We start from the raw sequence: 25690 nt of genomic DNA, 5'->3' as shown, positions 1-25690 counted from the left end.
GACCGTCCACGACCACGGGAAACCACCACATGAGCTCCACCAGCCAGGCCGCCCCGCCCCGCACCCCGCGCGGGCGGGGCGGCCCCCCGCGCCGGCTCCCGCACCGCCTCTGGCGCGGCTCCGGCCGCGACCCCGCCTGGGCCCGGCCCGCGCTGGCGGCCCTGCTCGCCGCCACCGCCGTGCTGTACCTGTGGGGGCTGGGCGCCTCCGGATGGGCCAACGCGTTCTACTCCGCCGCCGTCCAGGCCGCCGCGACCTCCTGGAAGGCGTTCTTCTTCGGCTCCTCCGACGCCGCCGGCGCGATCACCGTCGACAAGCCCCCGGCCGCGCTGTGGCCGATGGCGCTCACCGCCCGCGTCTTCGGCGTCAACCCCTGGAGCATCCTGGTCCCGCAGGCGCTGATGGGCGTCGCGGCCGTCGCCGCCGTGCACGCCGCCGTCCGCCGCCACGCCCCCGCCTGGGCGGCGCTGCTGGCCGGGGCCGCGCTCGCGGTCACGCCCGTCGCCGCGCTGATGTTCCGCTACAACAACCCCGACGCGCTGCTGGTGCTGCTGCTGACCGTCGCCGCGTACGCGCTGCTCCGCGCGCAGGAGACCGCGAGCACCCGCTGGCTGCTGCTCGCCGCCGCCTGCACCGGCACCGGGTTCCTGGCCAAGATGCTGCAGGCGTTCCTGGTCGTGCCGGTGTTCGCGGCCGTGTACCTGGCCGCCGCGCCCGGCCCGGTCCGGCGGCGGCTGGCGCAGCTGGCCGCCGCCGGGGGAGTGCTGCTGGCCTCGGCCGGATGGTGGGTCGCCGCGGTCGCGGCCGTCCCCGCCTCCCACCGCCCCTACATCGGCGGATCCCAGCACGACTCGGTGCTGGAACTGGCGCTCGGCTACAACGGGCTCGGCCGCCTCAACGGCGAGGAGACCGGAGGCCTGGGCAACCTGAACCAGGACGCCGGGTGGGGCCGCATGTTCGGGCCCGTGATCGGCGGGCAGGTGTCCTGGCTGCTGCCCGCCGCGCTGGTGCTGCTCGCCGCCGGGCTCGCCGCCGTCCGCCGCGCGCCCCGCACCGACCCCGCCCGCGCCGCGCTGGCGTTGTGGGGCGGGTGGCTGCTGCTGACCGCCGCGGTGTTCAGCTCCATGCAGGGGATCTTCCACGAGTACTACACCGTCGCGCTGGCGCCCGCGATCGCCGCGCTCACCGGCACGGGCGCGGCGCTGCTGTGGGAGCGGCGCCGCGGCCCCGGCGCGGCCGCGGCCCTCGCGTCCGCCGCGGCCGTGACCGCGCTGTGGGCGTACGTGCTGCTCGGGCGGTCCCCGGACTGGCATCCGTGGCTGGCGCCCGCGGTCGCCGCCGCCGGCCTGGCCGGCGCGGCCGGGCTCGCCGCGGCGCGGGCCCTGCGGCCCCGGGTCCTCGGCGGCGCCGCCGCGCTGGCGGTCCTGGCCGGCCTGGCCGGGCCCGCCGGCTACGCCGCCGAGACCGCCCGCACCCCGCACACCGGCGCCATCGTCACCGCCGGGCCCGCCGTGTCCACCGGCGCCGGGCCCGGCGGGCGCGGCGGGCGCACCGGGCGCGGCGGTCCGGGTGGCGGGAACCGGGGTCCTGCGGCCGGGCCCCCGCCCATGGGCGCCGCCCCCGGCACCGGCCGGCAGCGCGACGGGCAGCGCACCGGGCAGGGGCCCGGGCAGGGGCCCGGGTGGGGCGGCGGGCCGGGGCGCGCGCCCGGCGGCGGGGGCCCGGGCGGCCTGCTGGACGCCGGCGCACCCAGTGCCGCCGCCGTGTCCGCGCTGAAGCGCGACGCCGGCTCCTACACCTGGGCCGCCGCGGCCGTCGGGTCCAACACCGCCGCCGGGTACCAGCTCGCCACCGGTCTGCCGGTGATGGCCGTCGGCGGGTTCAACGGCACCGACCCCGCCCCCACCCTCGCCGGGTTCCAGAGCCTGGTCCGCCAGGGCAGGATCCACTACTTCATCGGGACCGGACGCGGCGGCGGCCCGGCCATGCGCGCGCGGAGCGGCAGCGACGCCGCCCAGCGGATCAGCGCATGGGTCGCCGCGAACTACACCCCTACCACCGCCGGCGGCACCGTCCTGTACGACCTCGGCGGCGGGTGACCGGCGTGATGTAGTGGGAAGGGAGAACACCGCCGACACGACAAGGGGAGTGGGCCCATGGCCGACACGCTCGACGACGCCGCCGTCGCGGAACGACTGCGCGGCCTGCCCGCCTGGCACCGCGACGGCGACGCCATCCGCAGGCGCGTGCAGGCGCCGGCGTTCCTGGCCGGGATCGACATCGTCGCCGACGTCGCCCGCGCCGCCGAGGACGCCGACCACCACCCCGACATCGACATCCGCTGGCGGTCGCTGACGTTCACGCTGTCCACCCACAGCGCCGGCGGCATCACCGGCAAGGACTTCGACCTCGCCGCGGTGATCGACGGGATCGCCGCCCGGCACGGCGCCGGGTAGCCGCGCCATGGCCGTGCAGGTCGCGGTGTGCGGGCCCGGCGAGTGCACCGAACGCGAATGGGACCTGGCCTACGAGACCGGGCGGCTGCTCGCCGCGCGCGGCGCGGTCGTGGTGTGCGGCGGGCTCGGCGGGGTGATGGCCGCCGCCGCGGCCGGTGCCCGCGCCGGCGGCGGCATCACCGTCGGGGTGCTGCCCGCCGCCGACCGCGCCGCCGCCGGACCCGACCTCACCGTCGCCGTCCCCACCGGCCTCGGGCAGGCCCGCAACAGCGTCGTGGTCAACGCCGCCGACGCCGTCATCGCGGTCGGCGGGTCCTGGGGGACGCTGTCGGAGATCGCGCTGGCCATGCGCGCCGGACGGGTCCCCGTGGTGCAGCTCGGCGGGTGGCGCGTCCACGACGGGGACGGGCGGCCCGCCGGCGGGATCGTGCACGCCGCCGACCCGGCCGCCGCCGTCTCCGCGACCGGCCTGTGGGCCTGAGCGGCCCGCCGGCCGGTGGAGGGGGTCAGTGGGCGGAGAAGCCGCCGTCCACGAAGATCGACTGGCCGGTGACGTAGCCGGACGACGCCGACGCCAGGAACACCGCCGCGCCGGCGAAGTCCTCCGCCAGGCCGTTGCGGCCGGTCATGGTCCGCTCGGCGAGCGCCTTCACCTTCACCGGGTCCGCCGACAGCCGCGCGTTCAGCGGCGTCATCACGAACCCCGGGACCAGGGTGTTGGCGGTGACGCCGCGGCCCGACCACGCCTCGGCCTGCGACCGGGCCAGCGCCACCACGCCCGCCTTGGACACCCCGTAGGCGCCGCTGGTCACCGACGCGCGGAACGCCTGCTGCGAGGCGATGTGGATCAGCCGCCCGAAGCCGCGCTCGGCCATCCCCGGCCCGAACCGCTGCCCGAGCAGGAACGGTGCGTCCAGGTTCACCGCCATCGTGGCGTCCCACACGTCCGCGCCGAGGTCGTCCATCGGCGGGCGCAGGTTCACCGCCGCCGCGCTGACCAGGATGTCGGGCTCCCCGAACGCCGCCGCGGCCGCGTCGGCGGCGCGGGCGACCGCGTCCCGCGAGGCCAGGTCGGCGCTGACCGACGCCGCCCGGCACCCGTGCCCCTCCAGCTCGGCGACCGTCGCGGCCAGCTCCGCCTCGCGCCGCGCGACCACCACGACCGACGCGCCGGACCGGGCCAGCGCCACCGCGATCGCCCGGCCGATCCCGGAGCTGCCGCCGGTCACCACCGCGACCCGGCCCTCCAGCGAGAACAGCTCCGACAGGTACCCGGCAGGGGAGGTCCGCTCGCTCATGGCCGCCGAGTCTACGGCCGCGGCGGCGCCCCGCCCTCCCCGCCGCCGTCTTCGTTGTCGTCGCCGGTGCTGCGGCGGCGGTCGCGCCACACCACCACGGCGATCACCGCGACGACGACGAACGTCGGCACGAAGAACGGCACCGCCGTGATGAGCGGGTGGGCCGCCAGGACCCCGCCGGCGGCGCTCACGCGTCCCGCTCGGCGGGCAGCAGCCGGGCGATCCGCGCGACGCCCCAGCCGAGCGCCGGGACCAGCGACAGCGTGCACGCCAGCACCACCGGGGCGGGCGCGGCGGCCCTCCCGCTCCAGGACCATCATCGCCACCAGCGACAGCCCGGCCCCGCCGATCAGCCTCAGGTGCGTGGGGCCCACAGCGTCACGTCCTGCCCGAAGATGCGGTGCCAGACGTCGTCGAGGGGGAAGCCGAGCAGCGCGTAGAACCCGGCGCCGGCCAGCAGGACGCCGTCGGCGGGCGCGTACCGGCCCCGGGTGATCCGCACCGACGCGGCGCCGGGCCGCGTGCCCTTGGGCAGCACCACCGCCAGCACCGGCACCCGGAACCTCACCGTCGCCGGGACCGCGCGGGGCGCCCCGAAGAGCGAAGGCGACGTAGGGGAACGTCGACGACCGGGGCGCGGCGGTCAGGTCGCGAAGCGCCAGCGCGCCGCGCCGTACGGCTCCACCGTGCTGAGCGCCACCACCGTGTCGAACACCAGCCGGTACAGGTGCCAGGGCGGCGGGCCCGCGCTCTGCGCGCTGTAGGGGGCGGTGAAGGCGTCCCCGTCGACCCGTGCGGGCCAGCCTCCCTCCCGGTAGGCGGCCGCGACCGGCTCCAGCACCGCCGGGTCGGTGACGCGCTCGGCCGTCCCCTCCAGCACCACGTCCCCGGACGGGGTGCGCACCGACAGGGTGCAGGCCGGGTTCGCCGCCAGGTTCCGCGACTTGCGGGTGCCCGGCCCGCTGACGAAGAACACCTCGCCGTCCCGCCACAGCGGGCCGATGCCCGCCGCGTGCGGGCGCCCGTCCGGGCGGACCGTGCCGAGGAACGCCGCCGTCTCCGGCTTCGGCATTGCCGCCACGAGCGCGTCGCGGACGTCCTCCCACACCAGCTCGGGGCTGCCGTAGATGTCGAGGTTGCGGGCCTCGACGGGCCCGCGGTCGCCGGTCATCGCCGTCCTCCTTCCGCCCGGCCCGCCGTCCGGGCCGTCTCATGGTGCAGACCGCGCGGCGCGCGCGAACTCATCGGCGCCCGGTTCCCTAGGGTGGGGGCCATGACCCCTTCCATCGCCACCGCGAACCGCGTCGCCCGCGCCGACCTGCTGGACTTCCTGCGGCCCCGCCACCGCGCCCTGCTGTCCACCGCCCGCGCCGACGGGCGCCCCCAGCTGTCCCCGGTGACCTGCGGCGTCGACGAGCAGGGCCGCATCGTGGTATCCACCTACCCCGAGCGCGCCAAGGCCCGCAACGCCCGCCGCGACCCGCGGGTGTCGCTGTGCGTGCTGTCGGACGACTTCAACGGCCCCTACGTCCAGGTCGACGGGACCGCCGAGGTCATCGACATGCCCGACGCCGCCGACGCCCTCGTCGACTACTACCGGTGCATCGCCGGCGAGCACCCCGACTGGGATGAGTACCGCGAGGCGATGCGCCGCCAGGACAAGTCGCTGATCCGCGTCGCGATCGACCGGTGGGGCCCCATCGCCACCGGCGGGTTCCCCGCCCGCCTCGCCTCCGGCGACTGACCCCGCGCCCCCACCGGGCGGGTCACCCGGCGGCGGGCGCGGTCTCGCGGCGCAGGTACTCCGCCGTCGCCGAGCCCGGCGCGTCCAGCAGTTGCGCCGGGGTGCCGGCGAACACGACCCTCGCCGCCGTGCCGGCCGAGTACGCGTGGGAACCAAAGCGGTCAGGACCTGGCCTGCTTCGCCCGCATACTGGGGGGGCATGTCGTCCGAACGGCTGCTGCGGCTGCTGTCGCTCCTGCAGGCCCGCCGCGCATGGAGCGGCCCCGAGCTGTGCGGGCGGCTCGGCGTCAGCGCCCGCACCGTCCGCCGCGACGTCGAGCGCCTGCGCGGGCTCGGGTACCCCGTGCACTCCACCCTCGGCGCCGCCGGCGGGTACGCGCTGGAGGCCGGCGCGGCGATGCCGCCGCTGCTGCTGGACGACGAGGAGGCCGTCGCGATCGCCGTCGGGCTCCGCGCCGCCGCCGGGGGAGCGGTCGAGGGCATCGGGGAGGCGTCGGTGCGGGCGCTGGCCAAGCTCGAACAGGTCCTGCCCGCGCGGCTGCGGCGCCGCGTCACCGCCCTGCACACCGCGACCACCCCGCTGACCGGGCCGCCCGCCGGGCCCGCCGCCGACCCGGCCGTCCTGACCGTGCTGGCCGCCGCGTGCCGCGACCGCGAACGCGTCCGCTTCGCCTACCGCGACTCCGGCGGCGCCGAGACCCGCCGCCTCGCCGACCCGCACGGGCTGGTGTCGGCCGGGCGCCGCTGGTACCTGGTCGCCCACGACACCGGCCGCGGCCAATGGCGGACCTTCCGCGTCGACCGGGTGGCGGGCCCGCACCCCACCGGCGTCCGGTTCGCGCCCCGCGAGCCGCCCGCCGGCGGTGCCGCCGCGTTCGTCACCCGGTCGCTGGCGCGGTCGCGGCCGCTGCGGCGGGCGGTGCTGCTCGTGCACGCCCCCGCCGCCGAACTCGCCGACCGGTTCCGCGTCACCGCCGACGAGGTCGAACCGGTCGACGAGCGCACCTGCCTGCTGCGCACCACCGCCGACTCCCTGGAGTGGACGGCGCTGCGCATCGCCTACCTCGACATCGACTTCGAGGTCCGCGAACCGGCCGAGCTGCGCGAACGGCTCGCGGCCATGGGGGAGCGGCTGACCCGCGCCGCCACCGGCCCGCCCGCCGGCTAGGTCCGGGCGGCACGCCGCCGACGGCCTTCCGTGCGGGGCCGCCGGGGCGGGGGCTGGGAGGCCGCCGGCCCGCGATGGCACGCCCCCGCCGGTCCCGGCGCGGGGCGCGGTGGGAGGATGGGAGCCGTGACGGACGACAGCGGCGCCGTCCCCGGCGGACGGGCGGACGGGACCCATCACCCCAAACCGGGAACGCAGACCGTGGACCGGTCGGTGGCGGTCCTGCGCTCCTTCGAGGACGCCGCCCGGCAGACCCCCACCGAGATCGCGCACCGGCTCGGGCTGTCGGTCAGCACCGCGCACCGCATCGTGCACGCCCTGCACGCCACCGGGATGCTCGCGCAGGACCCGGCGACCGAGCGGTACTTCCTCGGCCCCACCACCGCGATCCTCGGCCGGCTCGCGCTGGAGCGGATGGGCGCCACGCTGCTGCAGCCGGAGCTGACCGCGCTGCGCGACGGCACCGGCGAGGCCGTCAGCCTCGGCGTCCGCGCCGGCGACGAGGTCGCGGTCCTGATGCACCTGCCGTCGCTGCACCCGCTGCGCTACGACCAGCCGCCCGGAGACCGCAACCCCATCCACACCTGCGCGATGGGCAAGGCGCTGCTGGCGTTCGGCGGCGGCCCCGTCGCGATGCGCGAGCCCTACGCCCGCTACACCCCCGCCACCCTCACCACGCGCAGCGGCCTGGAGGAGGACCTGGCCCGCGTCCGCGCCCGCGGCTACTCCGTCAACGACGAGGAGCGCCTGGCCGGGGTGCGGGCGGTGGCCGCGCCGGTCCGCGACGGCGGCGGCCGGGTGATCGCGGCGGTCGCGCTGCAGGGCCCGTCGGTGCGGTTCGGCGACGACCGGCTGCCCGGCCTGGCCGAGGCCGTCCTGGCCGCCGCCGGGCGCCTCACCGCCCTGCACCGCCACCTGTCCTGACCCCGGCCCCCCTCAGTCCGCCACGGCCTGCCCGACGGCGGCGGTCGAGACGGTGGAGACGGCGGTGAGCTCGTCCAGCAGGGCCGCCACCGCCGGGGGCCGGGGGCCCGCGGCGACGACCGCGCTGATGCGGCGGGTGCCCATCGCCGGGACGTCCGGGACGGCGACGCCCGGCTCGGTGTGCAGGCCCAGCGCCAGCGCCGGCAGCGCCGTGACCGCCAGGCCCCGCGCGACCAGGCGCTGGACTGCGACGTGGTCCTCGGTCGCGAACGCGATGTCGGGGACGAACCCGGCCCGCCCGCACGCCCACCGCAGATGGTCGCGGCACCGGGCGCAGCCCGACGCCCACCGCTGCCCCGCCAGGTCCGCCAGCCGCGGCGCGGCCGCCGCCGCCAGCGGGTGCCCCGCCGGGACCAGCAGCCGCAGCGGATCCTCCGCCAGCGCCACCTCCCGGAACCGGGCGTCGGCGTCGGGCGGGGTGTGCTCGTAGCGGAACACCACCGCGATGTCGGTGTCGCCGGCGCGCAGCAGCGCCAGCGCCTCCGGCGGCTCGGCGTCCACCAGCGTCACCGACACCCCCGGCGCCCGCCCGGCCAGCCGCGCCAGCGCGTCCGGCAGCAGCGCCCCCGCCGCCGTCGGGAACACCGCGACCCGCACCCGGCCCGCCCGCAGTCCCGCGATCGCCGCGATCTGCTCCTGCGCGTCGTCCATCCGGGCCAGGACGTCCTCGACGTGCTCGACCAGGATCCGGCCCGCCTCGGTCAGCCGCACCCCGCGGCCGTGCCGCACCACCAGCGGTGTCCCGGCCTCGGCCTCCAGCCGCGCGATGTGGTGCGACACGGCCGGCTGGGTGTAGGACAGGGCCCGCGCGGCGGCGGTCATCGAGCCGAGCCGCGCCACCTCCCGCAGGATCCGGCCCCGGTGCAGGTCCAGCATCCCCGCAAGGTATCAACGATGTTGATGGGACGCCCAGAAAACCGTACTTTGCGCTATGGGACGCGGGTGCCCGACGATCGGACCATGACCCTCTCCATCACCGCGGCGCAGCGCGAATTCACCGCCGGCGCCGCCTACCTCAACACCGCCACCTACGGGCTGCCGCCGCGCGCCGCGCACGAGGCGATGCTCGCCGCCGAACGCGACCGCGCCGCCGGGCTCATGGTCCCCACCGACCTGGACGCCGCCGTCACCCGCTCCCGGGAGGCGTTCGCGCGGCTGCTCGGCGTCCCCGCCGCACGGGTCGCGTGCGGGCCGCAGGTGTCGTACTACGTCGGGCTGGTCGCGGCGTCGCTGCCCGACCGCACCGAGGTCCTGGTCGCCGACGGCGACTTCACCTCCCTGCTGTTCCCCTTCGCCGCCCGGCCCGGCCTCACCGTCCGGTCGGTGCCGCTGGAGCGGATCGCCGAGCAGGTCACCGCCCGCACCGGCGTCGTCGCGGTGTCGGCGGTGCAGTCCGCCGACGGCCGCATCGCCCCCCTCGGCGACCTCATCGACGCCGCCCGCGCGCACGGCGCCCGGATCCTGCTGGACGCCACCCAGGCCGCCGGATGGCTGCCGCTGCCCGCCGACCGCGTCGACTGGCTGGTGTGCGGCGGCTACAAGTGGCTGCTCGGCCCCCGCGGCACCTGCTTCCTCACCGGCACCGCCGAGGCCCTGCAGGCGCTGCCGCCGGTCGGCGCCGGCTGGTACGCCGGCGCCGACATCTGGGACTCGGTCTACGGGCTGCCGCTGCGCCTGGCCGCCGACGCGCGCCGCCTGGACCTGTCCCCGGCGTGGCAGTGCTGGGCCGGGCACGCCCCCGCCCTGGAACTCCTCGAACGGGTCGGTACCGCCGCGATCCACGACCACGACGTCGCGCTGGCCCGCCGGTTCCGCGCCGGGCTCGGCCTGCCGCCCGGCGACTCGGCGATCGTGGCGGTCGACGTCCCCGACGGCACCGCCGGCAAGCTGCGCGGCGGCGGGGTGATCGCCGCCGTCCGCGCCGGGCGGCTGCGGTGCGCGTTCCACCTCACCACCACCGAGGACGACGTCGACAAGGCCGTCGAACTCCTCGCCCCGCTCGTCACCCCCTGACCCCCGGACCCCCTTTGACCCCGCCCGCCCCGGGGTCTGGCGGGTGAAGTTCTTACAAGGTTGAAACAAGGTGGCTTGACCGGGCCGTGCGCGCCGTCCCCGCCGCGCCGCGCGTCCTACCTTCGTCGCCATGAACGTACTGCTCACCGGATCGGCCGGGTTCATCGGCTCGCACATCGCCGAGGCCCTCACCGCCGCCGGGCACCGCGTCCGCGGCCTGGACGCCCGGCCCGACGGGCTCGGCGGCGCGCCCGCCGACGTCGCCGACCCCGCCGCGGTCGCGCGGCGGCTGGCCGGCGTCGACGCCGTCTGCCACCAGGCCGCCAAGGTCGGCCTCGGCGTCGACGTGTCCGACCTGCCCGCCTACACCGCCGCGAACGTGCAGGGCACCGCCGTGCTGCTGGCCGAGATGGCCCGCGCCGGCGTCGGCGCCCTGGTCCTGGCGTCCTCGATGGTGGTGTACGGGGAGGGCGCCTACACCTGCGCCGCGCACGGGCCCGTCCGGCCCCGGCCCCGCCCCGCGCGGGACCTGGCCGCCGGCCGGTTCGAACCCGGCTGCCCCGCCTGCGGGCGGCCCCTGGCGCCCGGCGCCGTCGCCGAGGACGCCCCGCCCGACCCCCGCAACGCCTACGCCGACACCAAACTCGCCCAGGAGCACCTGGCCGCGTCCTGGGCCCGCGCCACCGGCGGGTCCGCCGCCGCGCTGCGCTACCACAACGTCTACGGGCCGCGGATGCCCCGCGACACCCCCTACGCGGGCGTCGCGGCGATCTTCCGGTCCGCGCTGCTGGACGGCCGGCCGCCGCAGGTGTTCGAGGACGGCGCGCAGCGCCGCGACTTCGTGCACGTCCGCGACGTCGCCCGCGCCAACGTGCTCGCGCTGGAGCGGCTCGCGGCCGGGCCGCCCGAGCCCGGCGGGCTGCGCGCCTACAACATCGCCAGCGGCGAGCCCCGCACGATCGCGGACATGGCCGCCGCGCTCGCCGCCGCGCTCGGCGGCCCGGCGCCGCGCGTCACCGGCGGCCACCGGCTCGGCGACGTCCGCCACATCGTCGCCCGCCCCGACCGGGCCCGCCGCGAGCTGGGGTTCTCCCCGGCGGTCGCGTTCGCCGACGGCATCGCCGAGTTCGCCGCCGCGCCCGTCACCACTTCGTAAGGGTCGCCGACCCGTCACCGAAAGTAGCGTCGGACCGTGATCGATGTGGTTCTCCCGTGCCTCAACGAGGCCGAGGCACTGCCCTGGGTGCTGGACCGGATGCCTCCCGGGTTCCGGCCCCTGGTGGTCGACAACGCCTCCACCGACGGCTCCGCGCGCGTCGCCGCCGCCCGCGGCGCCCGCGTCGTCGACGCGCCCGAACGCGGCTTCGGCGCCGCCTGCCACGCCGGGCTCCTTGCCGCCGGGAGCGAGGTGGTGTGCGTGATGGACGCCGACGCCTCCCTCGACCCCGCCGAACTGCCCCGCCTCACCGCCGCGCTCGCCGCGCTGCGCGCCGCCGCACCCGCCGGCCCGGGCGGCGCGGGCGGCGCGGGCGGGCCCGCGCCGGGCGCCGGGCTGGTGCTGGGCCGGCGCCGCCCCGCCGGGCGCGGCGCGTGGCCGCCGCACGCCCGCCTCGGCAACGCCGTCCTGGCCCGCTCCCTGAACCGGCGCGCCGGCACCCGCCTGCGCGACCTCGGCCCGATGCGCGCCGCGCCCCGCGCCGCGCTGCTCGGCCTCGGCCTGGCCGACCGCCGGTTCGGCTACCCGCTGGAGATGGTGCTGCGCGCCGCCGCCGAGGGCTGGGCGGTCGCCGAGGTCGACGTCGCCTACCGGCCCCGCACCGGCGCGTCGAAGGTGACCGGGACGCTCGGCGGGACGGTCCGCGCCGTCCGCGACATGCGCCGCGTCCTGGCCGAGGCCGCCCGATGACCGCCCCCACCCGCACCCCCGCCCCCGCCGGAGCCCCGGCCGCGGATCTCGTGGTGATCGCCAAGGAGCCCGTGCCCGGGCGCGTCAAGACCCGCCTCACCCCCGCCTACACCCCCGCGCAGGCCGCCGCGCTCGCCGAGGCGGCGCTGCGCGACACCCTCGCCGCGGTCGCCGCCGCGCCCGTCGGGCGGCGGGTCCTGGCGCTGGACGGCGCGCCCGGCCCGTGGCTGCCTCCCGGGTTCACCGTCGTGCCGCAGCGCGGCGGCGGCCTGGACGAGCGGCTGGCCGCCGCGTTCACCGACGCGTGGGCCGGCCGCCCCCTGGTCCTCATCGGCATGGACACCCCGCAGGTCACCCCCGCGCTGCTGCGCCGCGCCGCCCGCGGCCTGCGCGAGCGCGGCGCGGTGCTCGGGCCCGCCGCCGACGGTGGGTTCTGGCTGCTCGGCCTGCGCCGCCCCGACCCGGGGCTGCTGCGCGGGGTCCCGATGTCGCGGGCCGACACCGGCGCCGCCCAGCTCGCCCGGCTGCGCGGCGCCGGGCTGGAGGTCGCGCTGCTGCCCGAGCTCACCGACGTCGACACCCCCGCCGACGCCCGCGCCGTCGCCGCGCTCGCCGCCGGGACCCGGTTCGCCGCCGCGCTGCGCGGCCTGCACGCCGGGACCGTCCCGGCATGATCGGCGCACTGTACGAGGAGGCGCTGCGGGGCCGCGCCCCCGTGGAGATCGAGCACGCCGACGGCCGCCGCCGCCCACTGCCGGTGCAGGACTGGCTCGCCGCCGCCCGCCCCGGCGACGCCGGGCTGCTGGCCCGCTGCCGCGGCGCCGTCCTGGACGTCGGGTCCGGGCCGGGCCGCCTCACCGTGGCGCTGGCCCGCCGCGGCGTCCCCGTCCTCGGCATCGACCTGGCCCCCGCCGCCGTCGCGCTGACCGTCGCGGCCGGCGCCCCCGCCCTGTGCCGGGACGTGTTCGGGCGCGTGCCCGGCACCGGCCGCTGGGGCACCGTGCTGCTGGCCGACGGCAACATCGGCATCGGCGGCGACCCCGCCGCGCTGCTGCGCCGCGTCCTGGCGCTGCCGGCGCCCGGCGGCCGGGTCCTGGTCGAGGTCGACCCGCCCGGCGCCGGGTCCCGGGTGGAGCCGCTGCGGCTGCGGTCGGGCGGCGCCGTCGGCGAGTGGTTCACCTGGGCGCGGGTGTCGGCCGACGCCGCCGGCGGCCTGGCCGACGCGTGCGCGGCGACCCTGACCGAACTGTGGGAGGAGGCCGGACGGTGGTTCGTCGACCTGCGCACCCGACCCGCGCGCGCCTGACCGCGCGCCTGACCGCGCGGCTGGCCCCGCCGCCGCTGCTGCCCGGCCTGTCGGGGCGGTTCACCAGCCGGCTGCACGACACCCGGGTCGCCTCCTGGCTCGGCGCCGCGCTCGGCGTCTCGATCGCGGTGTCGTTCGCGACGGGCCTGGTCAGCCACTTCATGCAGCACCCGGCCGGGTGGATGCAGTGGCCGTCGCGGCCGGTGGGCCTGTACCGGGTCACCCAGGGCGTCCACGTCATCGGCGGGCTCGCGGCCGTGCCGCTGCTGCTGGCCAAGCTGTGGACGGTCTACCCCCGCCTGTGGCAGTGGCCGCCGGTGCGCTCCGCCGGGCACGCGGTGCAGCGGGTCCTGGTGTTCGTGCTGGTCGGCGCGGCGCTGTTCCAGTCCGTCACCGGGGTGCTGAACATCGGCTACTGGTACGCGTTCCGGTTCTTCTTCACCACCGCGCACTACTGGACGTCCTACATCCTGGTCGGGGCGCTGCTGGTGCACATCGCCAACGAGGGCGGCACCGCGCGGCGGGCGCTGATGGCCCGGCCCCGGGACGCGGTCGGCCGCCGCGGGTTCCTGCTCACCGTCGCCGCCGCGGGCGGCGCCATCGCCGCGACCACGGCCGGGGAGGCGGTGACGCCGCTCGCCCGGCTGGCGGTGCTGGCGCCGCGCCGCCCCGGCACCGGTCCCCGGGACGTCCCGGTCAACAAGTCCGCCGCCGCGACCGGCGTCACCGCCGCCGCCCGCGACCCCGCCTGGCGGCTCACCGTCACCGGCCGCGCCGCCCGGCCGCTCACCCTGTCCCTGGACGCCCTGCGCGCCCTGCCGCAGCACACCGCGCGGCTCCCGATCGCCTGCGTGGAGGGCTGGAGCGTCGAGGCGGACTGGACGGGCGTGCGGCTGCGGGACGTCCTGCGCCTGGCCGGCGCCCCCGCCGGCGCGCGGATCCGCGTCGAGTCGCTGGAACGCGGCGGCCTCTACCGCACCTCCACGGTCGACCCGCCGCACTGGAACGACCCCCTCACCCTGCTCGCGCTCGGCCTCAACGGCGCGCCCCTGCCCCTGGACCACGGCTACCCGTGCCGGCTGATCGCACCGAACCGGCCCGGGGTCATGCAGACCAAATGGGTGCACCGGCTGGTGGTGGCATGACCTCCCGGATCGGCGTGTGGGCCGCCTACGCGGCGGGGCTGGCGCTCATCGGCGTCGGCGCGCGCGGGATCGCCGCCGAGGTCCCCGCCGCGCGGTGGGCGGCGTGGTTCGCGGGCGCGGCGGTCCTGCACGACGCCGTGCTGGTCCCGCTGGTGCTGGCCGCCGGGCTGGCCACCGCGCGGCTGCCGGCCGCGGCCCGGCGGCCCGTGCGGGCCGCGCTGGTGGTCGCCGGATGCGTCACCGCGGTCGCGCTGCCGCTCGTCCTGGGCTACGGCCGCCGCGCCGACGAGCCGTCCCGGCTGCCGCTGCCCTACGGCCGCAACCTCGCGCTCGTCCTCGCCGCGATCGCGGTGATCGCCGCCGCCGCGGTGGCGGTGCGGCTGGTGCGGCTGGCGCGGCGGCGCGAGGGCGGGCGGCGTCAGGGCGGGCGGCGGTGACGCTCACCGGTGCCCGGCGGCGGGCCGCGGCCGGGCGCGGCGGCGGCCGGACGCACGGGCGGTACGGGCGGGCCGCGGTCGCGGTGTGGGCGGCCGGGATCGCGGCGGCGTTCGCGGCCGGGTGGTACCTGCGCCGCGCCGGGCTGGCCACCGAGGACCAGCTGCCGCCGCTGCACGCCCGGGTACGGGAGCGGCCCCTGACCTGGGAGCTGCTGCCGGCGGCGGTGTTCGCGGCGGCGGCGGTCGCGGCGCTGCCGGCGCTGGCGGCGCGGCTGCCGTGGCGGGCGGTGCCGGCCCTGGCGTGGGCGGGGTCGGCGGCGTGGGCGGTGGCGCTGGCGGCCGGCGACGGCTGGGGCGCGCTCGCCGCGCCGCTGGACGCGCCGACCGAGTACCCGGCCGGGCTCGCGCAGGTGCGGCCCGACCCGGCGGAGTGGCTGCGGACCTTCACCGACCGGCTCGGCGGCTACACCACCCACGTGCGGGGGCATCCGCCGCTGCCGACGCTGGCGCTGTGGGCGCTGGAGCGGGCCGGGCTCGGCGGCACCGGCTGGGCGGCCGCGGTGATCGTCGCGGCGGGCGCGTCCGCGGCCGCCGCGGTCGCGGTGACCGTGCGGTGCGTCGCGGGGGAGCGGGCGGCGCGCGCGGCGGTGCCGCTGCTGGTCCTGGCGCCGCTGGCGGTGTGGATCGCGACCACGATGGACGCGTTCTTCCTGGCCGTGGCCGCCTGGGGCACGGCGCTGCTCGCGTCCGCCGCCCGCCGGGACCCGCCCCCGCGCCGCGCGGGCGTGCTCGCGGCGGGCGGCGGGCTGCTGCTGGGATCCCTGCCCTACCTCAGCTACGGGCTGCTGCCGCTGCTGGCGGTGCCGCTGGCGGTGCTGCTGCTGGCCCGTCCCCGCAGGCCGGTGCTCGCGGCGCTCGGCGCGGGCCTGGTCGTGGTGCCCGCCGCGTGCACGCTGGCGGGGTTCTGGTGGCCCGACGGCGTCCGCGCCACCCTGGACACCTACCTGGTCAGCCGCGGGTCGGCGCAGCGCTCCTACGCCTACTTCGCGGCGGCGAACCTGGCGGTGCTGGGGCTGCTGACGGGCCCGGCGGTCGCGCACGCGCTGCCCGCCGCGGCCACGGCCCTGCGCGACGCCGGCGGGGCGCTGCGGGGGGCGGCGCGGGCGCGGGCCGTCCCGCCGGCGGCGGCGGTCGCGGCACTGGCGGCGGCGGCGCTGGTGGGGGTCCTGGTGCTGGACGCCTCCGGGGTGACGCGCGGCGAGGTGGAGCGGATCTGGGTGCCGTTCGCGGTGTGGCCGCTGGCCGCGGCGTCCCTGCACGGGCCGCCCGCGCGGCGGTGGCTGGCCGCGCAGGCGGTGACCGCGCTCGCCGTGCAGGCGCTCGTCGCCTCCCCCTGGTGACCCCCCGGTGCCCCCGGTGCCCCCACGGCGGCGGCCGGGCGGCTACCAGGGGACGGGGCCGTCGTCGTGGAAGAACCCGCCGGTGGGGCCGCCGTCCTCCAGGACGGCCAGCCGGACCGCGATCGCGGCGCCCTGCTCGGCGGTCCGCTCCACGACCCGCCCGTGCGCGCGGACGAACTCGGCCGTGAAGTCGGTGGCGCACGCGCCCGGCGCCGCGGCGTTCACCAGGATCGGGGTGCCGCGCAGCCGCTTGGCGTACTGGATCGTGAGCATGTTCAGCGCCGCCTTGGACGCCGGGTAGGCGGCGGAGGCGGGGGTGTCCCGGAAGTAGTGGCCGGGGTCGGTCATCGCGGCCATCGACGCCGTGCCGCTGGAGACGTTCACGATCCGCCCGGCCGGGGCCCGGCGCAGCAGCGGCAGCATCGCGTTGGTCACCCGGATCACGCCGAACAGGTTGGTGTCGAACACGCGCCGCACGACGTCCAGGTCGGCCTCGTCGGGCAGGTGCCGGGCGCCGCCGGAGATGCCGGCGTTGTTGACCAGCACGTCCAGGCGCCCGGTCGCGGCGGCGACCGCCGCGGCCGCGGCGCGGACCGAGGCGTCGTCGGTGACGTCCAGCGCGACGGCGCGGGCGTCGTGGCCGGCGCCGCGCAGTTCCGCCGCGGCCTTCTCGCCCAGGCCGGGGTCGCGGGCGCCGAGCAGCACGGTCATGCCGCGCTCGGCCAGCCCCCGCGCGATGGCGTTGCCGATGCCCTTGTTCGCCCCGGTGACCAGGGCTGTCTTGGTGGTGTCGTCCATGCCCCCCACTCCACCACCGGCGGCGCCGCGCGCTCCAACACCGATCGTCCCCCGATCAATACCCTGGAGGTATGGCTGGAGGTATGGACCGCATGGACGTGGTGGAGACGCGGGAGCTCGCCTACTTCCTGGCGGTGGCGCGGGAGCTGCACTTCGGCCGCGCCGCCGAGAGCCTGGGCATCGCGCAGCCGCCGCTGTCGCGGGCGATCGCCCGGCTGGAGCGGCGGCTGGGCGTGGCGCTGCTGGAGCGCACCAGCCGCCGCGTCGCGCTGACCCCGGCGGGGGAGACGCTGCGGGCCGAGGGCGAGGCCGCGCTCGACGCCGTCGCGGCGGCCGTGCGCCGCACCCGCCGCGCCGGCGGCGCCGGGCCCCGCCTGGTCCTGGCGATGAAGCCCGGCGGGGACGGCGGCGGGCTGCTGCCGGCGATCCTGGCCGCCTACGAGCGCGCCCCGGACGCGGTCCCGGTGGAGATGCTGTTCGGGTACGGGGCCGAGCACGCGCTGCGCGACGGCCGCGCCGACGCCGCGCTGCTCTACACGCCGCGGCAGGACGTCACGGGCCTGGCCACCGAGGAGCTGAAGCGCGAGCCGCAGATCGCGGTCGTGCCGGCCGGGCACCGGCTCGCGGGCCGCGCCCAGGTGTCGATGGCGGACCTGGACGGGGAGGTCCTGCCCTACGGGCGGGGCCCGGGGGACGGGCCGCGGATCCACGACGGCGGGCAGCTGATGCAGCTCATCGCGCTCGGCCGGGCGGTGGCGGTGCTGCCGGCGTCGATGCGGGGGCTGCTGCGCGACGACCTGGCGGCGGTGCCGGTGCGGGACGCGCCGCCGACCACGCTGGTGCTGGCCTGGCCGGAGGCGTCCCGGTCGCGGGCGCTGGCGGCGTTCGTGCGGGCCGCGGCCGACGCCGCGGCCGCCGCCCGGGCGGGCGGGGTCAGTCGGGCGGCCAGGTGATGAGGGTGTGGCCCCAGGTCACGCCCGCGCCGAACCCGGCGAGCAGCACCTGGTCGCCGGGTGCGAGGCGGCCGCCGCGGACGGCCTGGTCCAGGGCGTAGGGGATGCTCGCGGCGCCGATGTTGCCGACGTCCTGCCCGACGATCGCCAGCTGGGCGGGGTCCAGGCCGGCCTCGGGGGCCAGCGCGGCCACCAGCCGCGGGTTGGGCTGGTGGGGGACGACCAGGGCCAGGTCGGCGGGTTTGATCCCGGCGGCCTCGGTGGCCTCGGCGACCAGCCGGGGGAAGATCCGGGTGATGAAGCCGCGGACGGCGCGGCCGTCCATGCGGATGGTGTGGCCGAGGGAGGCCAGGGTGTCGGCGCTGGCGGGGGTGCGGCTGCCGCCGGCGGGGATGAGCACGTCGTCGGCGCCCGACCCGTCGGACCCGAGCGTGACCGGCCCGATCCCGTAGGGCGCGGCGGCGGGGCCGATCACCGTGGCGGCGGCGCCGTCGCCGAACACCGCGACGGTGCCGCGGTCGGCGGGGTCCAGGAACCGGGAGTACACCTCGACGCCGACGACCAGCGCGTGGACGGGGCCGGGCTGGGCGGCCAGCCAGCCGAGCGCGGCCTGCAGCCCGAACACGTACCCGGTGCAGGCGGCGGCGACGTCGAACGCGGCGGCGCGGCGGGCGCCCAGCAGCGCCTGCACGCGGCAGGCGGTGGACGGGGCGATCAGGTCGGGGGTGGAGGTGCCGAGGACGATCAGGCCGAGGTCGGCGGCGTCCAGGCCGGCGGCGTCCAGGGCGCGGGCGGCGGCGGCCGCGGCCAGGTCGGAGGCGGCCTGCCCGGGCGCGGCCAGGTGCCGGCGGCGGATTCCGGTGCGGTCCTCGATCCAGGACGGCTCCAGGCCGAGCGAGCGCGACAGCTCCTCGCTGGGCACGCACCGCTCGGGAAGGCAGGCGCCGGTCCCGCGGATCGCCCATGCCGGGCCTTGCCTCAGGGACATGCTCGGTTCCCCCTCGCGTCACAACGGTTGTCAGGCCCAACCCACGAGTGAATAATCCCATTTCACGGTTTATGTTCCATACCTATCCGTAAAGCGGCCTTTAACCGAATGGGAAAGTGAGCCTTCCTTCCAGGTAAGGAGACCCCCGCGTGCCCTCCACCGCCTTCCCCCCGGCCGAAGCGCTCAAGCCCGACGACAGCTGCGCCTTCCTGTTCCCCGGCACCGGCTCGACCGGCGTCCCCGACCTGCCCGCCCTCGCCCGCACCGGGCCCGGCGCCGCCCGCGCCGTCGCCGACGTCCTGGACGCCGTCCAGGAGGGCCTGCCCGCCACCGGATGGCCGTCGCTGCGCGCGGTCCTGCTGGAGGACACCGCCGGCTACCGCGCCGCGTCCGCCACGCCCGGCGTCGCGCAGCTGTGCTCCTACGCCGCCTCCGTCGCCGTCGACCGCGCCCTGCGCGCCGCCGGCGTCCACCCCGCCTTCGCCGTCGGGCAGAGCTTCGGCGAGATCGCCGCACTGGTGTGCGCCGGCGCGTTCACCATCGCCGACGGCGCCCGGATGGCCGTCTCCGCCGTCGGCGTCCTGGCCTCCCGCGGCCGCGGCGGCGGCATGGCGCTGCTGGAGGCCGGCGAGGACGGCGCCCAGGCCTGCATCGACGCCGCCGGCGCCCCCGAGGTCGTCGTCGCCTGCCTCAACGCCCCCACGGTCACGATCGTGTCCGGACCCGGCGGCCCCCTGGACGCCGTCGTCGCGGCCGCCCGCGCCGCCGGCGTGCGCGCCGTGCGGCTCGCCGTCCCCTACCTGTCGCACCACCCCGCGATGGCCGGCGCAGACGACGAGTGGTACGCCATGATCCGCCACCTGCCCCAGCGGCCCCTGGAGGTCCCCGTGCACTCCCCGGTACGGGGCCGCGCCTACAGCGACGGCGACGACCTGCACCGCGCCATGGCCGACTGCATCGTCAAACCCGTCCGCCTTCCCGACGCGCTGCGCGCCGTGCACGCCGCCGGGGCGACCGTGTTCACCGAGGCCGGCCCCGGCGACGCGCTGTGCCAGTGCGCGCGGCTGGCCGTCCCCGGCGCCCGGACCCTGGCGCCGCTGCGCGACCGGCCCCGCGACGGACGCACCGGCAAGGCCTCACCGGGCGCCGGGGGAGAGGACCGCTGATGGACACCGCACCCGACACCACACCCGACACCGCCCCCGACACCGCGCTGGCCGCGTTCGTGCGCGGCGGGTCGCTGGACGCCAAGACCCGGGCCCGGCTGCACGACGCCGTCCCCGAGGAGTTCTTCACCTACCCCGGCGGGCTCACCGCCCGCGAGCACCAGGCCCTCACCTACGCGCGGCTGCGCAGCGCCGGGCTCGCCGCGCCGCCCGCCGCCGAACTGCTCGCCGACCCGCCGGCGCTGTGCGCGCTGCTGGACCGCGCCGCGATCGCCGACCCCGCCCTGTTCCACGTGATGCTGCTGCACTACACCCTCGCGCTCGGCCCCATCATCCGCTTCGGCGCCGGCCAGGGCGGCACCGACGGCGAGGACGCCGAGGACGGCGCGGGCGGCGCGCGGGAGTCGCTGGAGTCGATGGAGGCGGCCGGGACCCTGCTGATGACCGAGGTCGGCCGCAGCAACAGCCACCTGTCGCCCCGCACCACGGCCCGCCACGACCCCGCCACCGGCGGGTTCGTCCTCACCACCCCCGACACCCGCGCCGCCAAATTCCCCACCAACACCGCCCACCCCGGCGTCGCCAAGACCGCCGCCGTCTACGCCACCCTCGTCCACGAGGGCCGCGAGCGCGGCGTGTTCGTGTTCGCGGTGCCGCTGCGCCGCCCGGACGGCACCGTCCCGCCCGGCGTCCGGATCGTCCCCGCCCCCGAGACGACCGGGCTGCAGATCGACTACGCCGCCGTCCTGCTCGACGACGTCCGCGTCCCGCATGCGGCGTGGCTGCGCGACGGCGCCCGCATCGACCCCGACGGGAGCTTCCACGACCCCGCCGGCGACCCCGCGGCGCGCCTCACCCGCTCCATGGGCGTCGCGCCGCCGGTGTGGCGGGCCGTCATCTCCGCCTCCGCCGCGATCACCCGCGCGGCCGCCGGGATGCTGGCCGCGCACTCGGCCGGCCGCACCACCCTCGGCCGGCTCGCGCCCCGCCGCCCCCTCACCGACTACCGCAACCAGCAGGAGGCGGTGCTCGGCGCGCTCGCCGCCGGGTACGCGCTCACCGCCGTCGCCGCGCACGTCACCGCGCCCCGCCCCGCCGCCCCGGGCGCCGCGCCCGCCGGGGACGGCCCCGACACCGCGTGGGCGCCGTGGTCGGCGGTCGACCGCGACCTGGCGCTGCTGAAGGCCGCCGCGACCGCGCAGGCGCAGGAGACGGTGTCGGCGTGCCGGGTGCACAGCGGCGCGCCCGGCTTCGCCGCCGTCGAGCGCCTCAACGCCTACCGCGGCCTCACCCACGCCTACCAGAACGCCGGCGGCGACAACGAGCTGATCCTCTACGACACCGCCCGCGCCATGGCCGCCCTGGACCGCTACACCCCGCCCGGCCCCGGCGGCGCCGCGCCCGGTGCGGGACTGGACTCGCCGCGAACACCGCTGCTGCTGCTGCGCGAGGCCGAACGGCGGATGCGCGACCGGCTCCAGGACCGCGTCGACACCGCGCTGCGCGGCGGCGGCGACGCCTTCACCGCCTGGAACGGCAACCTGGCCCTGGCCGCGCGGACCGCCTCCGCCTGCGCCGACCGGATCGTCCTGGAGGTCTGCGCCGCCGCCGCGGCCGCCGGACCCGCCGAGCTGGCGGGGGTGCTGCACCTGCACGCCCTCAACGTCGTGGAGCGCCGCGCCGCCGATCTGCTCGACGAGGGCGCCGCCGCGCCCGGCCTGCTGGAGGACGTGCGGGCCGCGCGGCGCCGCGCCTGCGACGCGCTGGCGCCCGCGGCCGGGGACCTGGCCGCCGCGTTCGCGCTGCCCGCCCCCCTCACCGCGCCCACCGCGTTCCTCACCGGCCCCTGACCCCCGTCCCCTACGCTTCGATCATGCGAAACGGCACGCCGCGCCGCTAATTCTCCAAGGACCCGGGGGAACCGGGCGGGGATGGCTACCGTTCTCGTAAGACAGACCGATCGCGGGCGCATCCGCCCGCAGTCCGATACGGAGGTAGACAACAGTGGGAGTCAGTCTGAGCAAGGGCGGCAACGTCTCGCTGACCAAGGAGGCCCCCGGACTGACCGCCGTCGTGGTCGGTCTGGGCTGGGACGTGCGGACCACCACCGGGACCGACTTCGACCTGGACGCCAGCGCCCTGCTCGTGTCGGCGGAGAACAAGGTGCTGTCGGACCAGCACTTCGTGTTCTTCAACAACCTCAAGAGCCCCGACGGCTCGGTCGAGCACACCGGCGACAACCTCACCGGTGAGGGCGAGGGCGACGACGAGCAGATCAAGGTCGGCCTGAGCACCGTCCCGGCCGAGGTCGCCAAGATCGTGTTCCCGGTGTCGATCTACGACGCCGACGGCCGCCAGCAGAACTTCGGGCAGGTCCGCAACGCGTTCATCCGCGTGGTGAACCAGGCCGACAACAGCGAGATCGCGCGCTACGACCTGTCGGAGGACGCCTCGACCGAGACCGCCATGGTGTTCGGCGAGCTGTACCGCAACGGCGCCGAGTGGAAGTTCCGCGCGGTCGGGCAGGGCTACGCCTCCGGCCTGTCGGGGATCGCCTCCGACTTCGGCGTGAACGTCTGACCGTCCGGTCCCGAACGCGGCGGGGCGCCCCGGATTCCTCCCGGGGCGCCCCGTTCCGCGTTCACGGACGTTCGCTTCGAGGCGGTGCGGCTCAGGCGCCGGGCGGTGCGGCGGGGACGACGGCCAGGGCCTCGATCTCCACCAGCAGGTCGTCGCGGACCAGCCGGGACACCTCGACCAGCGACGCCGCCGGCGCCACCCCCTCGGGCACGAACTCGGCCCGCACGGCGCGGACCACGCCTACCCCGCCGGCGTCGCGCAGGAAGTAGCCGAGCCGCACCACGTGCTCCCAGCGGGCGCCGGCGGCGGCCAGCGCCGCCTCCAGGTTGGCGAACACCTGCCGCGTCTGGGCCTCCAGGTCGCCGGGCCCCACCAGGTTCCCGGCGGCGTCCAGGGCGATCTGCCCGCTCACCGCCACCAGCCGCCCCGGCAGGTCCGCCGAGACGGCGTGGCTGTAGCCGGGGCCGGGCGCCAGGCCCGGCGCGTCGACCTGCCGGATGCCGGGCCGCGGATCGTCGCTCATCACAAGATCACCCTACCGGCGGCCCGGCCGGGGGACAGGGGGCGGGGCGGCGGGGGCGGTCAGGCGAGCAGTTCCTCCCGCAGCCGCCGCTTGAGGATCTTCCCGCCGGGGTTGCGGGGCAGCGGCTCGTCCCGGAACCACACGTGCGCCGGCACCTTGAACGCCGCGATCCGCCCGCCGGTGAACGCCCGGATCTCCGCCTCGTCGACCGCCGCGCCCGGCCGCGGCACGATCACCGCGCCGACCTCCTCGCCCAGCACCTGGTGCGGGACGCCGATCACCGCGCAGTCGGCGACCGCCGGATGCTCGTACAGGGCCGCCTCCACCTCGGCGCAGTAGATGTTCTCGCCGCCGCGGATCAGCATGTCCTTGGCCCGGTCGACGATGTAGACGAACCCGTCCTCGTCCACGCGGGCCAGGTCGCCGCTGCGGAACCAGCCGTCCTCGAACGCCGCCGCGGTCGCCTCCGGCCTGTTCCAGTACCCCTTGATGACGTTCGGGCCCTTGATCAGCAGTTCGCCGACCTCGCCGGCCGGGAGGTCCTCTCCGCCGGGGCCCGCCACCCGGACGTCGCAGACCGCGACGGGCGGGCCGACGCTCTCGGGCCGCTCCAGGTAGTTGACGCCGCCGTTGTAGGTGGTGACCGACGAGGTCTCGGTCAGCCCGTAGCCGTTGCCGGGCACCCGCTCGGGCAGCCGCTCCTTGATCTTGTCGACGAGCGCGGGCGCGGCCGGGGCGCCGCCGTAGCTGACCCCGGTGAGGCTGGAGGTGTCGTAGTCGCCGAAGTCGGGGGAGGTCAGCACCTGCCACGCCATCGTGGGGACGCCGCCGAACCCGGTGACCCGCTCCCGCTCGATCAGCTCCAGCGCCCGCCGGACGTCCCATTTGTACATCAGCACGGCCGTGCCGCCCTGCAGCGCGCTGCTGACCAGCACCGAGTGGCAGCCGGTGGCGTGGAAGAACGGCACGCTCAGCAGCGTCACCCGCCGCTGCGGCACGGCCAGCTCCTGCACCGTGCGGCCCGCGCGGACCCCGGCCGACATGATCCCGTAGGCGAGGCTGACGGGGTTGGTGGTGATGTTGCGGTGGGTGCCGAGCGCGCCCTTGGGCCGCCCGGTGGTGCCGGAGGTGTAGAAGATGGTGGCCTCGTCGTCGGGGTCGATCGCCACCTCCGGCAGGGACGCCGCGGCCGGGTCGCCGGGGTCGCCGAGGACGTCGCCGAACGCCTCGGCGCCGGCCGGCAGCGCGCCGCCGGGCCGCGCGACCAGGCACGCCACGCCCAGGCCGGGCAGCGCCCCGGCGAGCCGCTCGGCGCGTTCGGCGTCGGCGACGAGGACCTCGGCGCCGCTGTCGGCGAGCCCGTACTCCAGTTCGGCGGCGCTCCACCAGGCGTTCAGCGGCACCACCACCGCGCCGGCCGCGGCGGCGCCGAAGAACGCCACCGACCATTCGGGGTAGTTGCGCATCGCGATCGCGACCCGGTCGCCCTTGGCGACCCCGTACCGGCCGGTGAGGACGCGCGCGAACGCGGCGGCGCGGGCGTAGTGGGCGGCGAAGGTGAGCCGGTCCTCGCCGTAGACCAGGAAGTCGGCGTCGCCGTGCGCGCGGGAGATCTCCAGGACCTCGCGCAGCGTGCCCGGGGCGTTGCGCCACACCCGGGTCCGCACGCCGCGGATCTCCACCTCGTCCATCTCGAACGGCTGCCCGGGCGCGGTCATCGCCGCCCTCACCTCGGCGATCCCCGGCAGTGTCCCGGCCCGGCCCGCGCCGCCGCCCCCCTGCACGTCCCGGTCCTGTGCTTCACGCTCGTGTGCTCGGCGGTCCTGGGCTTCACGGTCCTGGGCTTCACGGTCCTGCACGTCGCGCCTCCCGCGGGGTGACGGCGCGCCCGCCGCGCGGCCCGACCGCCGAACACGGTTCGGTGCGCCGTGCCGAAAATCTATGATCCACCTCACCCGCAGGTCAACGCCCCCGGCGCGGGCGGCGCCCCGGGACGGGGCGGCGCGAGCGAAGATCCTCACCTGCGACAATGGGGACATGACCGAACGCAGGCCGATCGAGTACTGGCTGTCGGACATGGACGGGGTCCTGGTCCACGAGGGCCGCCCCGTGCCCGGCGCCGAGGAGTTCATCCGCCGGCTGTCGGCGTCCGGCACGCCGTTCCTCGTCCTCACCAACAACTCGATCTACACCCGCCGGGACCTGTCGGCCCGGCTGGCGGCGTCCGGCCTGCAGGTCCCGGCCGAGTCGATCTGGACCTCGGCGCTGGCGACCGCGCGGTTCCTGGCCGACCAGCGCCCCGAGGGCACCGCGTACGTGATCGGCGAGGCGGGGCTGACCACGGCGCTGCACGAGGCCGACTTCGTCCTCACCGACATCGACCCCGACTACGTGGTCCTCGGCGAGACCCGCACCTACAGCTTCTCCCAGATCACCCGCGCGATCCGGCTGATCGAGGGCGGCGCCCGGTTCGTGGCCACCAACCCCGACCCGATCGGCCCGTCCCCGGAGGGGTCGCTGCCCGCGTGCGGCGCGGTCGCCGCGATGATCACCCGGGCGACGGGGGTGGAGCCGTACTTCGTGGGCAAGCCCAACCCGCTGATGATGCGGACCGCGCTGAACGTGGTCGGCGGGCACAGCGAGTGCACCGCGATGATCGGCGACCGGATGGACACCGACGTCGTCGCCGGCATCGAGGCCGGGCTGGAGACGATCCTGGTGCTGACCGGCGTGACCCGCAAGGAGGAGATCGCCCGGTTCCCGTTCCGGCCGAGCCGCGTCGTCCCCTCCATCGCCGACCTCGTCGACCTGGTCTGACCCGCCGC

The 25690-nt window shown here is 77.8% G+C and carries 28 protein-coding genes; 19 read left to right on the top strand and 9 right to left on the bottom strand.

What is annotated here, in order from left to right:
• Positions 1 to 29: 29 nt before the first annotated feature.
• The 3 genes from HUT06_RS22135 to HUT06_RS22125 are packed head-to-tail and all read left to right on the top strand — an operon-like array spanning position 30 to position 2937.
• A complete protein-coding gene (locus HUT06_RS22135; protein ID WP_176197477.1) occupies positions 30 to 2099 on the top strand; it encodes a glycosyltransferase family 39 protein in 2070 nt (689 codons plus the stop codon).
• 57 nt (positions 2100 to 2156) lie between these two features.
• Positions 2157 to 2456 carry a 4a-hydroxytetrahydrobiopterin dehydratase gene (locus HUT06_RS22130; RefSeq protein WP_176197476.1) on the top strand — a complete coding sequence of 100 codons (300 nt, stop codon included), beginning with the start codon at positions 2157 to 2159 and terminating at the stop codon, positions 2454 to 2456.
• Between the two features lie 7 nt (positions 2457 to 2463).
• A complete protein-coding gene (locus HUT06_RS22125; RefSeq protein WP_176197475.1) occupies positions 2464 to 2937 on the top strand; it encodes a TIGR00725 family protein in 474 nt (157 codons plus the stop codon).
• Between the two features lie 25 nt (positions 2938 to 2962).
• On the opposite strand, the gene HUT06_RS22120 is transcribed toward HUT06_RS22125, so the two are convergent.
• The 4 genes from HUT06_RS22120 to HUT06_RS22105 all read right to left on the bottom strand — a co-directional run bounded on the left by HUT06_RS22120 (position 2963) and on the right by HUT06_RS22105 (position 4925).
• Entirely contained in the window at positions 2963 to 3754 is a 792-nt protein-coding gene (locus tag HUT06_RS22120) for an SDR family NAD(P)-dependent oxidoreductase (RefSeq protein WP_176197474.1), read from the bottom strand.
• Between the two features lie 11 nt (positions 3755 to 3765).
• Positions 3766 to 3945, bottom strand: coding sequence for a hypothetical protein (locus HUT06_RS22115; RefSeq protein ID WP_217711391.1), 180 nt, complete (start codon positions 3943 to 3945; stop codon positions 3766 to 3768).
• A gap of 164 nt (positions 3946 to 4109) precedes the next feature.
• Positions 4110 to 4310 carry a hypothetical protein gene (locus HUT06_RS22110; RefSeq protein ID WP_217711390.1) on the bottom strand — a complete coding sequence of 67 codons (201 nt, stop codon included), beginning with the start codon at positions 4308 to 4310 and terminating at the stop codon, positions 4110 to 4112.
• An 87-nt stretch (positions 4311 to 4397) separates the two neighbouring features.
• Positions 4398 to 4925, bottom strand: coding sequence for a pyridoxamine 5'-phosphate oxidase family protein (locus HUT06_RS22105; protein ID WP_176197473.1), 528 nt, complete (start codon positions 4923 to 4925; stop codon positions 4398 to 4400).
• Positions 4926 to 5027: 102 nt separating this feature from the next.
• On the opposite strand from HUT06_RS22105, the gene HUT06_RS22100 reads away from it, so the two are divergent.
• The 3 genes from HUT06_RS22100 to HUT06_RS22090 all read left to right on the top strand — a co-directional run bounded on the left by HUT06_RS22100 (position 5028) and on the right by HUT06_RS22090 (position 7590).
• Complete coding sequence (locus HUT06_RS22100) at positions 5028 to 5498, top strand: PPOX class F420-dependent oxidoreductase (RefSeq protein ID WP_176197472.1); 471 nt, start codon at positions 5028 to 5030, stop codon at positions 5496 to 5498.
• Between the two features lie 199 nt (positions 5499 to 5697).
• The gene (locus HUT06_RS22095) at positions 5698 to 6666 is read left to right on the top strand and encodes a YafY family protein (RefSeq protein ID WP_176197471.1); all 969 of its coding nucleotides are present in this window, start codon (positions 5698 to 5700) and stop codon (positions 6664 to 6666) included.
• Between the two features lie 126 nt (positions 6667 to 6792).
• Positions 6793 to 7590, top strand: coding sequence for an IclR family transcriptional regulator (locus tag HUT06_RS22090; RefSeq protein ID WP_176197470.1), 798 nt, complete (start codon positions 6793 to 6795; stop codon positions 7588 to 7590).
• A gap of 12 nt (positions 7591 to 7602) precedes the next feature.
• Here the strand turns inward: HUT06_RS22090 and HUT06_RS22085 are convergent, their stop codons facing one another.
• Complete coding sequence (locus tag HUT06_RS22085) at positions 7603 to 8526, bottom strand: LysR family transcriptional regulator (protein WP_176197469.1); 924 nt, start codon at positions 8524 to 8526, stop codon at positions 7603 to 7605.
• 84 nt (positions 8527 to 8610) lie between these two features.
• On the opposite strand from HUT06_RS22085, the gene HUT06_RS22080 reads away from it, so the two are divergent.
• The 8 genes from HUT06_RS22080 to HUT06_RS22045 all read left to right on the top strand — a co-directional run bounded on the left by HUT06_RS22080 (position 8611) and on the right by HUT06_RS22045 (position 15857).
• Positions 8611 to 9663: an aminotransferase class V-fold PLP-dependent enzyme gene (locus HUT06_RS22080; RefSeq protein WP_176197468.1), complete on the top strand. Its 1053-nt coding sequence runs from the start codon at positions 8611 to 8613 to the stop codon at positions 9661 to 9663.
• Positions 9664 to 9793: 130 nt separating this feature from the next.
• Positions 9794 to 10819, top strand: a complete 1026-nt coding sequence (locus HUT06_RS22075; protein ID WP_176197467.1) for an NAD(P)-dependent oxidoreductase — start codon at positions 9794 to 9796, stop codon at positions 10817 to 10819.
• Positions 10820 to 10855: 36 nt separating this feature from the next.
• Positions 10856 to 11569 carry a glycosyltransferase gene (locus tag HUT06_RS22070; RefSeq protein WP_217711389.1) on the top strand — a complete coding sequence of 238 codons (714 nt, stop codon included), beginning with the start codon at positions 10856 to 10858 and terminating at the stop codon, positions 11567 to 11569.
• Complete coding sequence (locus HUT06_RS22065; RefSeq protein WP_176197466.1) at positions 11566 to 12243, top strand: TIGR04282 family arsenosugar biosynthesis glycosyltransferase; 678 nt, start codon at positions 11566 to 11568, stop codon at positions 12241 to 12243. The genes HUT06_RS22070 and HUT06_RS22065 overlap by 4 nt, the downstream gene beginning before the upstream one ends.
• The gene (locus HUT06_RS22060) at positions 12240 to 12875 is read left to right on the top strand and encodes a bifunctional 2-polyprenyl-6-hydroxyphenol methylase/3-demethylubiquinol 3-O-methyltransferase UbiG (RefSeq protein WP_176197465.1); all 636 of its coding nucleotides are present in this window, start codon (positions 12240 to 12242) and stop codon (positions 12873 to 12875) included. The genes HUT06_RS22065 and HUT06_RS22060 overlap by 4 nt, the downstream gene beginning before the upstream one ends.
• The gene (locus tag HUT06_RS22055; RefSeq protein WP_254715321.1) at positions 12836 to 14020 is read left to right on the top strand and encodes a molybdopterin-dependent oxidoreductase; all 1185 of its coding nucleotides are present in this window, start codon (positions 12836 to 12838) and stop codon (positions 14018 to 14020) included. Before HUT06_RS22060 ends, HUT06_RS22055 begins: the two co-directional genes overlap by 40 nt.
• A complete protein-coding gene (locus tag HUT06_RS22050) occupies positions 14017 to 14457 on the top strand; it encodes a hypothetical protein (protein ID WP_176197464.1) in 441 nt (146 codons plus the stop codon). The genes HUT06_RS22055 and HUT06_RS22050 overlap by 4 nt, the downstream gene beginning before the upstream one ends.
• Positions 14454 to 15857 (top strand): hypothetical protein, encoded by a 1404-nt coding sequence (locus HUT06_RS22045; protein WP_176197463.1) that lies wholly within the window; start codon positions 14454 to 14456, stop codon positions 15855 to 15857. Before HUT06_RS22050 ends, HUT06_RS22045 begins: the two co-directional genes overlap by 4 nt.
• Positions 15858 to 15899: 42 nt before the next feature.
• On the opposite strand, the gene HUT06_RS22040 is transcribed toward HUT06_RS22045, so the two are convergent.
• Positions 15900 to 16655: an SDR family oxidoreductase gene (locus HUT06_RS22040; protein WP_176197462.1), complete on the bottom strand. Its 756-nt coding sequence runs from the start codon at positions 16653 to 16655 to the stop codon at positions 15900 to 15902.
• Positions 16656 to 16726: 71 nt separating this feature from the next.
• Here HUT06_RS22040 and HUT06_RS22035 point away from each other — a divergent pair, with 71 nt between their 5' ends.
• Complete coding sequence (locus HUT06_RS22035; RefSeq protein WP_254715320.1) at positions 16727 to 17608, top strand: LysR family transcriptional regulator; 882 nt, start codon at positions 16727 to 16729, stop codon at positions 17606 to 17608.
• Here the strand turns inward: HUT06_RS22035 and HUT06_RS22030 are convergent.
• On the bottom strand, positions 17589 to 18596 hold the full coding sequence (locus HUT06_RS22030; protein ID WP_176197461.1) for a 3-oxoacyl-ACP synthase III family protein: 1008 nt from the start codon (positions 18594 to 18596) through the stop codon (positions 17589 to 17591). The two genes, HUT06_RS22035 and HUT06_RS22030, sit on opposite strands and share 20 nt — an antisense overlap.
• A gap of 149 nt (positions 18597 to 18745) precedes the next feature.
• Between HUT06_RS22030 and HUT06_RS22025 the strand changes: the two genes are divergently transcribed.
• The 3 genes from HUT06_RS22025 (at position 18746) to HUT06_RS22015 (ending at position 22342) form a co-directional block, all read left to right on the top strand.
• A complete protein-coding gene (locus HUT06_RS22025; RefSeq protein WP_176197460.1) occupies positions 18746 to 19762 on the top strand; it encodes an ACP S-malonyltransferase in 1017 nt (338 codons plus the stop codon).
• Entirely contained in the window at positions 19762 to 21612 is a 1851-nt protein-coding gene (locus tag HUT06_RS22020) for an acyl-CoA dehydrogenase (RefSeq protein ID WP_176197459.1), read from the top strand. Before HUT06_RS22025 ends, HUT06_RS22020 begins: the two co-directional genes overlap by 1 nt.
• A 154-nt stretch (positions 21613 to 21766) precedes the next feature.
• Complete coding sequence (locus HUT06_RS22015) at positions 21767 to 22342, top strand: TerD family protein (protein WP_131944859.1); 576 nt, start codon at positions 21767 to 21769, stop codon at positions 22340 to 22342.
• Between the two features lie 91 nt (positions 22343 to 22433).
• On the opposite strand, the gene HUT06_RS22010 is transcribed toward HUT06_RS22015, so the two are convergent.
• Both HUT06_RS22010 and HUT06_RS22005 read right to left on the bottom strand, forming a co-directional pair.
• Positions 22434 to 22865, bottom strand: a complete 432-nt coding sequence (locus tag HUT06_RS22010) for a RidA family protein (RefSeq protein ID WP_176197458.1) — start codon at positions 22863 to 22865, stop codon at positions 22434 to 22436.
• A gap of 59 nt (positions 22866 to 22924) precedes the next feature.
• Positions 22925 to 24724 (bottom strand): class I adenylate-forming enzyme family protein, encoded by a 1800-nt coding sequence (locus HUT06_RS22005; protein ID WP_254715319.1) that lies wholly within the window; start codon positions 24722 to 24724, stop codon positions 22925 to 22927.
• Between the two features lie 178 nt (positions 24725 to 24902).
• Here HUT06_RS22005 and HUT06_RS22000 point away from each other — a divergent pair, with 178 nt between their 5' ends.
• Positions 24903 to 25682, top strand: coding sequence for an HAD-IIA family hydrolase (locus HUT06_RS22000; protein ID WP_176197457.1), 780 nt, complete (start codon positions 24903 to 24905; stop codon positions 25680 to 25682).
• Positions 25683 to 25690: the final 8 nt, after the last annotated feature.

The organism is Actinomadura sp. NAK00032 (assembly GCF_013364275.1).
GTDB lineage: Bacteria > Actinomycetota > Actinomycetes > Streptosporangiales > Streptosporangiaceae > Spirillospora.
The sequence above is the reverse complement of the archived record's forward strand: the minus strand, read 5'-3'. Positions and strand labels throughout refer to the sequence as shown.

Bases quoted from the DNA above. Each gene is read 5' to 3' on its own strand.
- HUT06_RS22135 (WP_176197477.1), top strand. From the start codon at position 30: ATGAGCTCCACCAGCCAGGCCGCCCCGCCCCGCACCCCGCGCGGGCGG.
- HUT06_RS22130 (WP_176197476.1), top strand. From the start codon at position 2,157: ATGGCCGACACGCTCGACGACGCCGCCGTCGCGGAACGACTGCGCGGC.
- HUT06_RS22125 (WP_176197475.1), top strand. From the start codon at position 2,464: ATGGCCGTGCAGGTCGCGGTGTGCGGGCCCGGCGAGTGCACCGAACGC.
- HUT06_RS22120 (WP_176197474.1), bottom strand. From the start codon at position 3,754: ATGAGCGAGCGGACCTCCCCTGCCGGGTACCTGTCGGAGCTGTTCTCG.
- HUT06_RS22105 (WP_176197473.1), bottom strand. From the start codon at position 4,925: ATGACCGGCGACCGCGGGCCCGTCGAGGCCCGCAACCTCGACATCTAC.
- HUT06_RS22100 (WP_176197472.1), top strand. From the start codon at position 5,028: ATGACCCCTTCCATCGCCACCGCGAACCGCGTCGCCCGCGCCGACCTG.
- HUT06_RS22095 (WP_176197471.1), top strand. From the start codon at position 5,698: ATGTCGTCCGAACGGCTGCTGCGGCTGCTGTCGCTCCTGCAGGCCCGC.
- HUT06_RS22085 (WP_176197469.1), bottom strand. From the start codon at position 8,526: ATGCTGGACCTGCACCGGGGCCGGATCCTGCGGGAGGTGGCGCGGCTC.
- HUT06_RS22080 (WP_176197468.1), top strand. From the start codon at position 8,611: ATGACCCTCTCCATCACCGCGGCGCAGCGCGAATTCACCGCCGGCGCC.
- HUT06_RS22075 (WP_176197467.1), top strand. From the start codon at position 9,794: ATGAACGTACTGCTCACCGGATCGGCCGGGTTCATCGGCTCGCACATC.
- HUT06_RS22065 (WP_176197466.1), top strand. From the start codon at position 11,566: ATGACCGCCCCCACCCGCACCCCCGCCCCCGCCGGAGCCCCGGCCGCG.
- HUT06_RS22060 (WP_176197465.1), top strand. From the start codon at position 12,240: ATGATCGGCGCACTGTACGAGGAGGCGCTGCGGGGCCGCGCCCCCGTG.
- HUT06_RS22050 (WP_176197464.1), top strand. From the start codon at position 14,017: ATGACCTCCCGGATCGGCGTGTGGGCCGCCTACGCGGCGGGGCTGGCG.
- HUT06_RS22040 (WP_176197462.1), bottom strand. From the start codon at position 16,655: ATGGACGACACCACCAAGACAGCCCTGGTCACCGGGGCGAACAAGGGC.
- HUT06_RS22035 (WP_254715320.1), top strand. From the start codon at position 16,727: ATGGCTGGAGGTATGGACCGCATGGACGTGGTGGAGACGCGGGAGCTC.
- HUT06_RS22030 (WP_176197461.1), bottom strand. From the start codon at position 18,596: ATGTCCCTGAGGCAAGGCCCGGCATGGGCGATCCGCGGGACCGGCGCC.
- HUT06_RS22020 (WP_176197459.1), top strand. From the start codon at position 19,762: ATGGACACCGCACCCGACACCACACCCGACACCGCCCCCGACACCGCG.
- HUT06_RS22010 (WP_176197458.1), bottom strand. From the start codon at position 22,865: ATGAGCGACGATCCGCGGCCCGGCATCCGGCAGGTCGACGCGCCGGGC.
- HUT06_RS22000 (WP_176197457.1), top strand. From the start codon at position 24,903: ATGACCGAACGCAGGCCGATCGAGTACTGGCTGTCGGACATGGACGGG.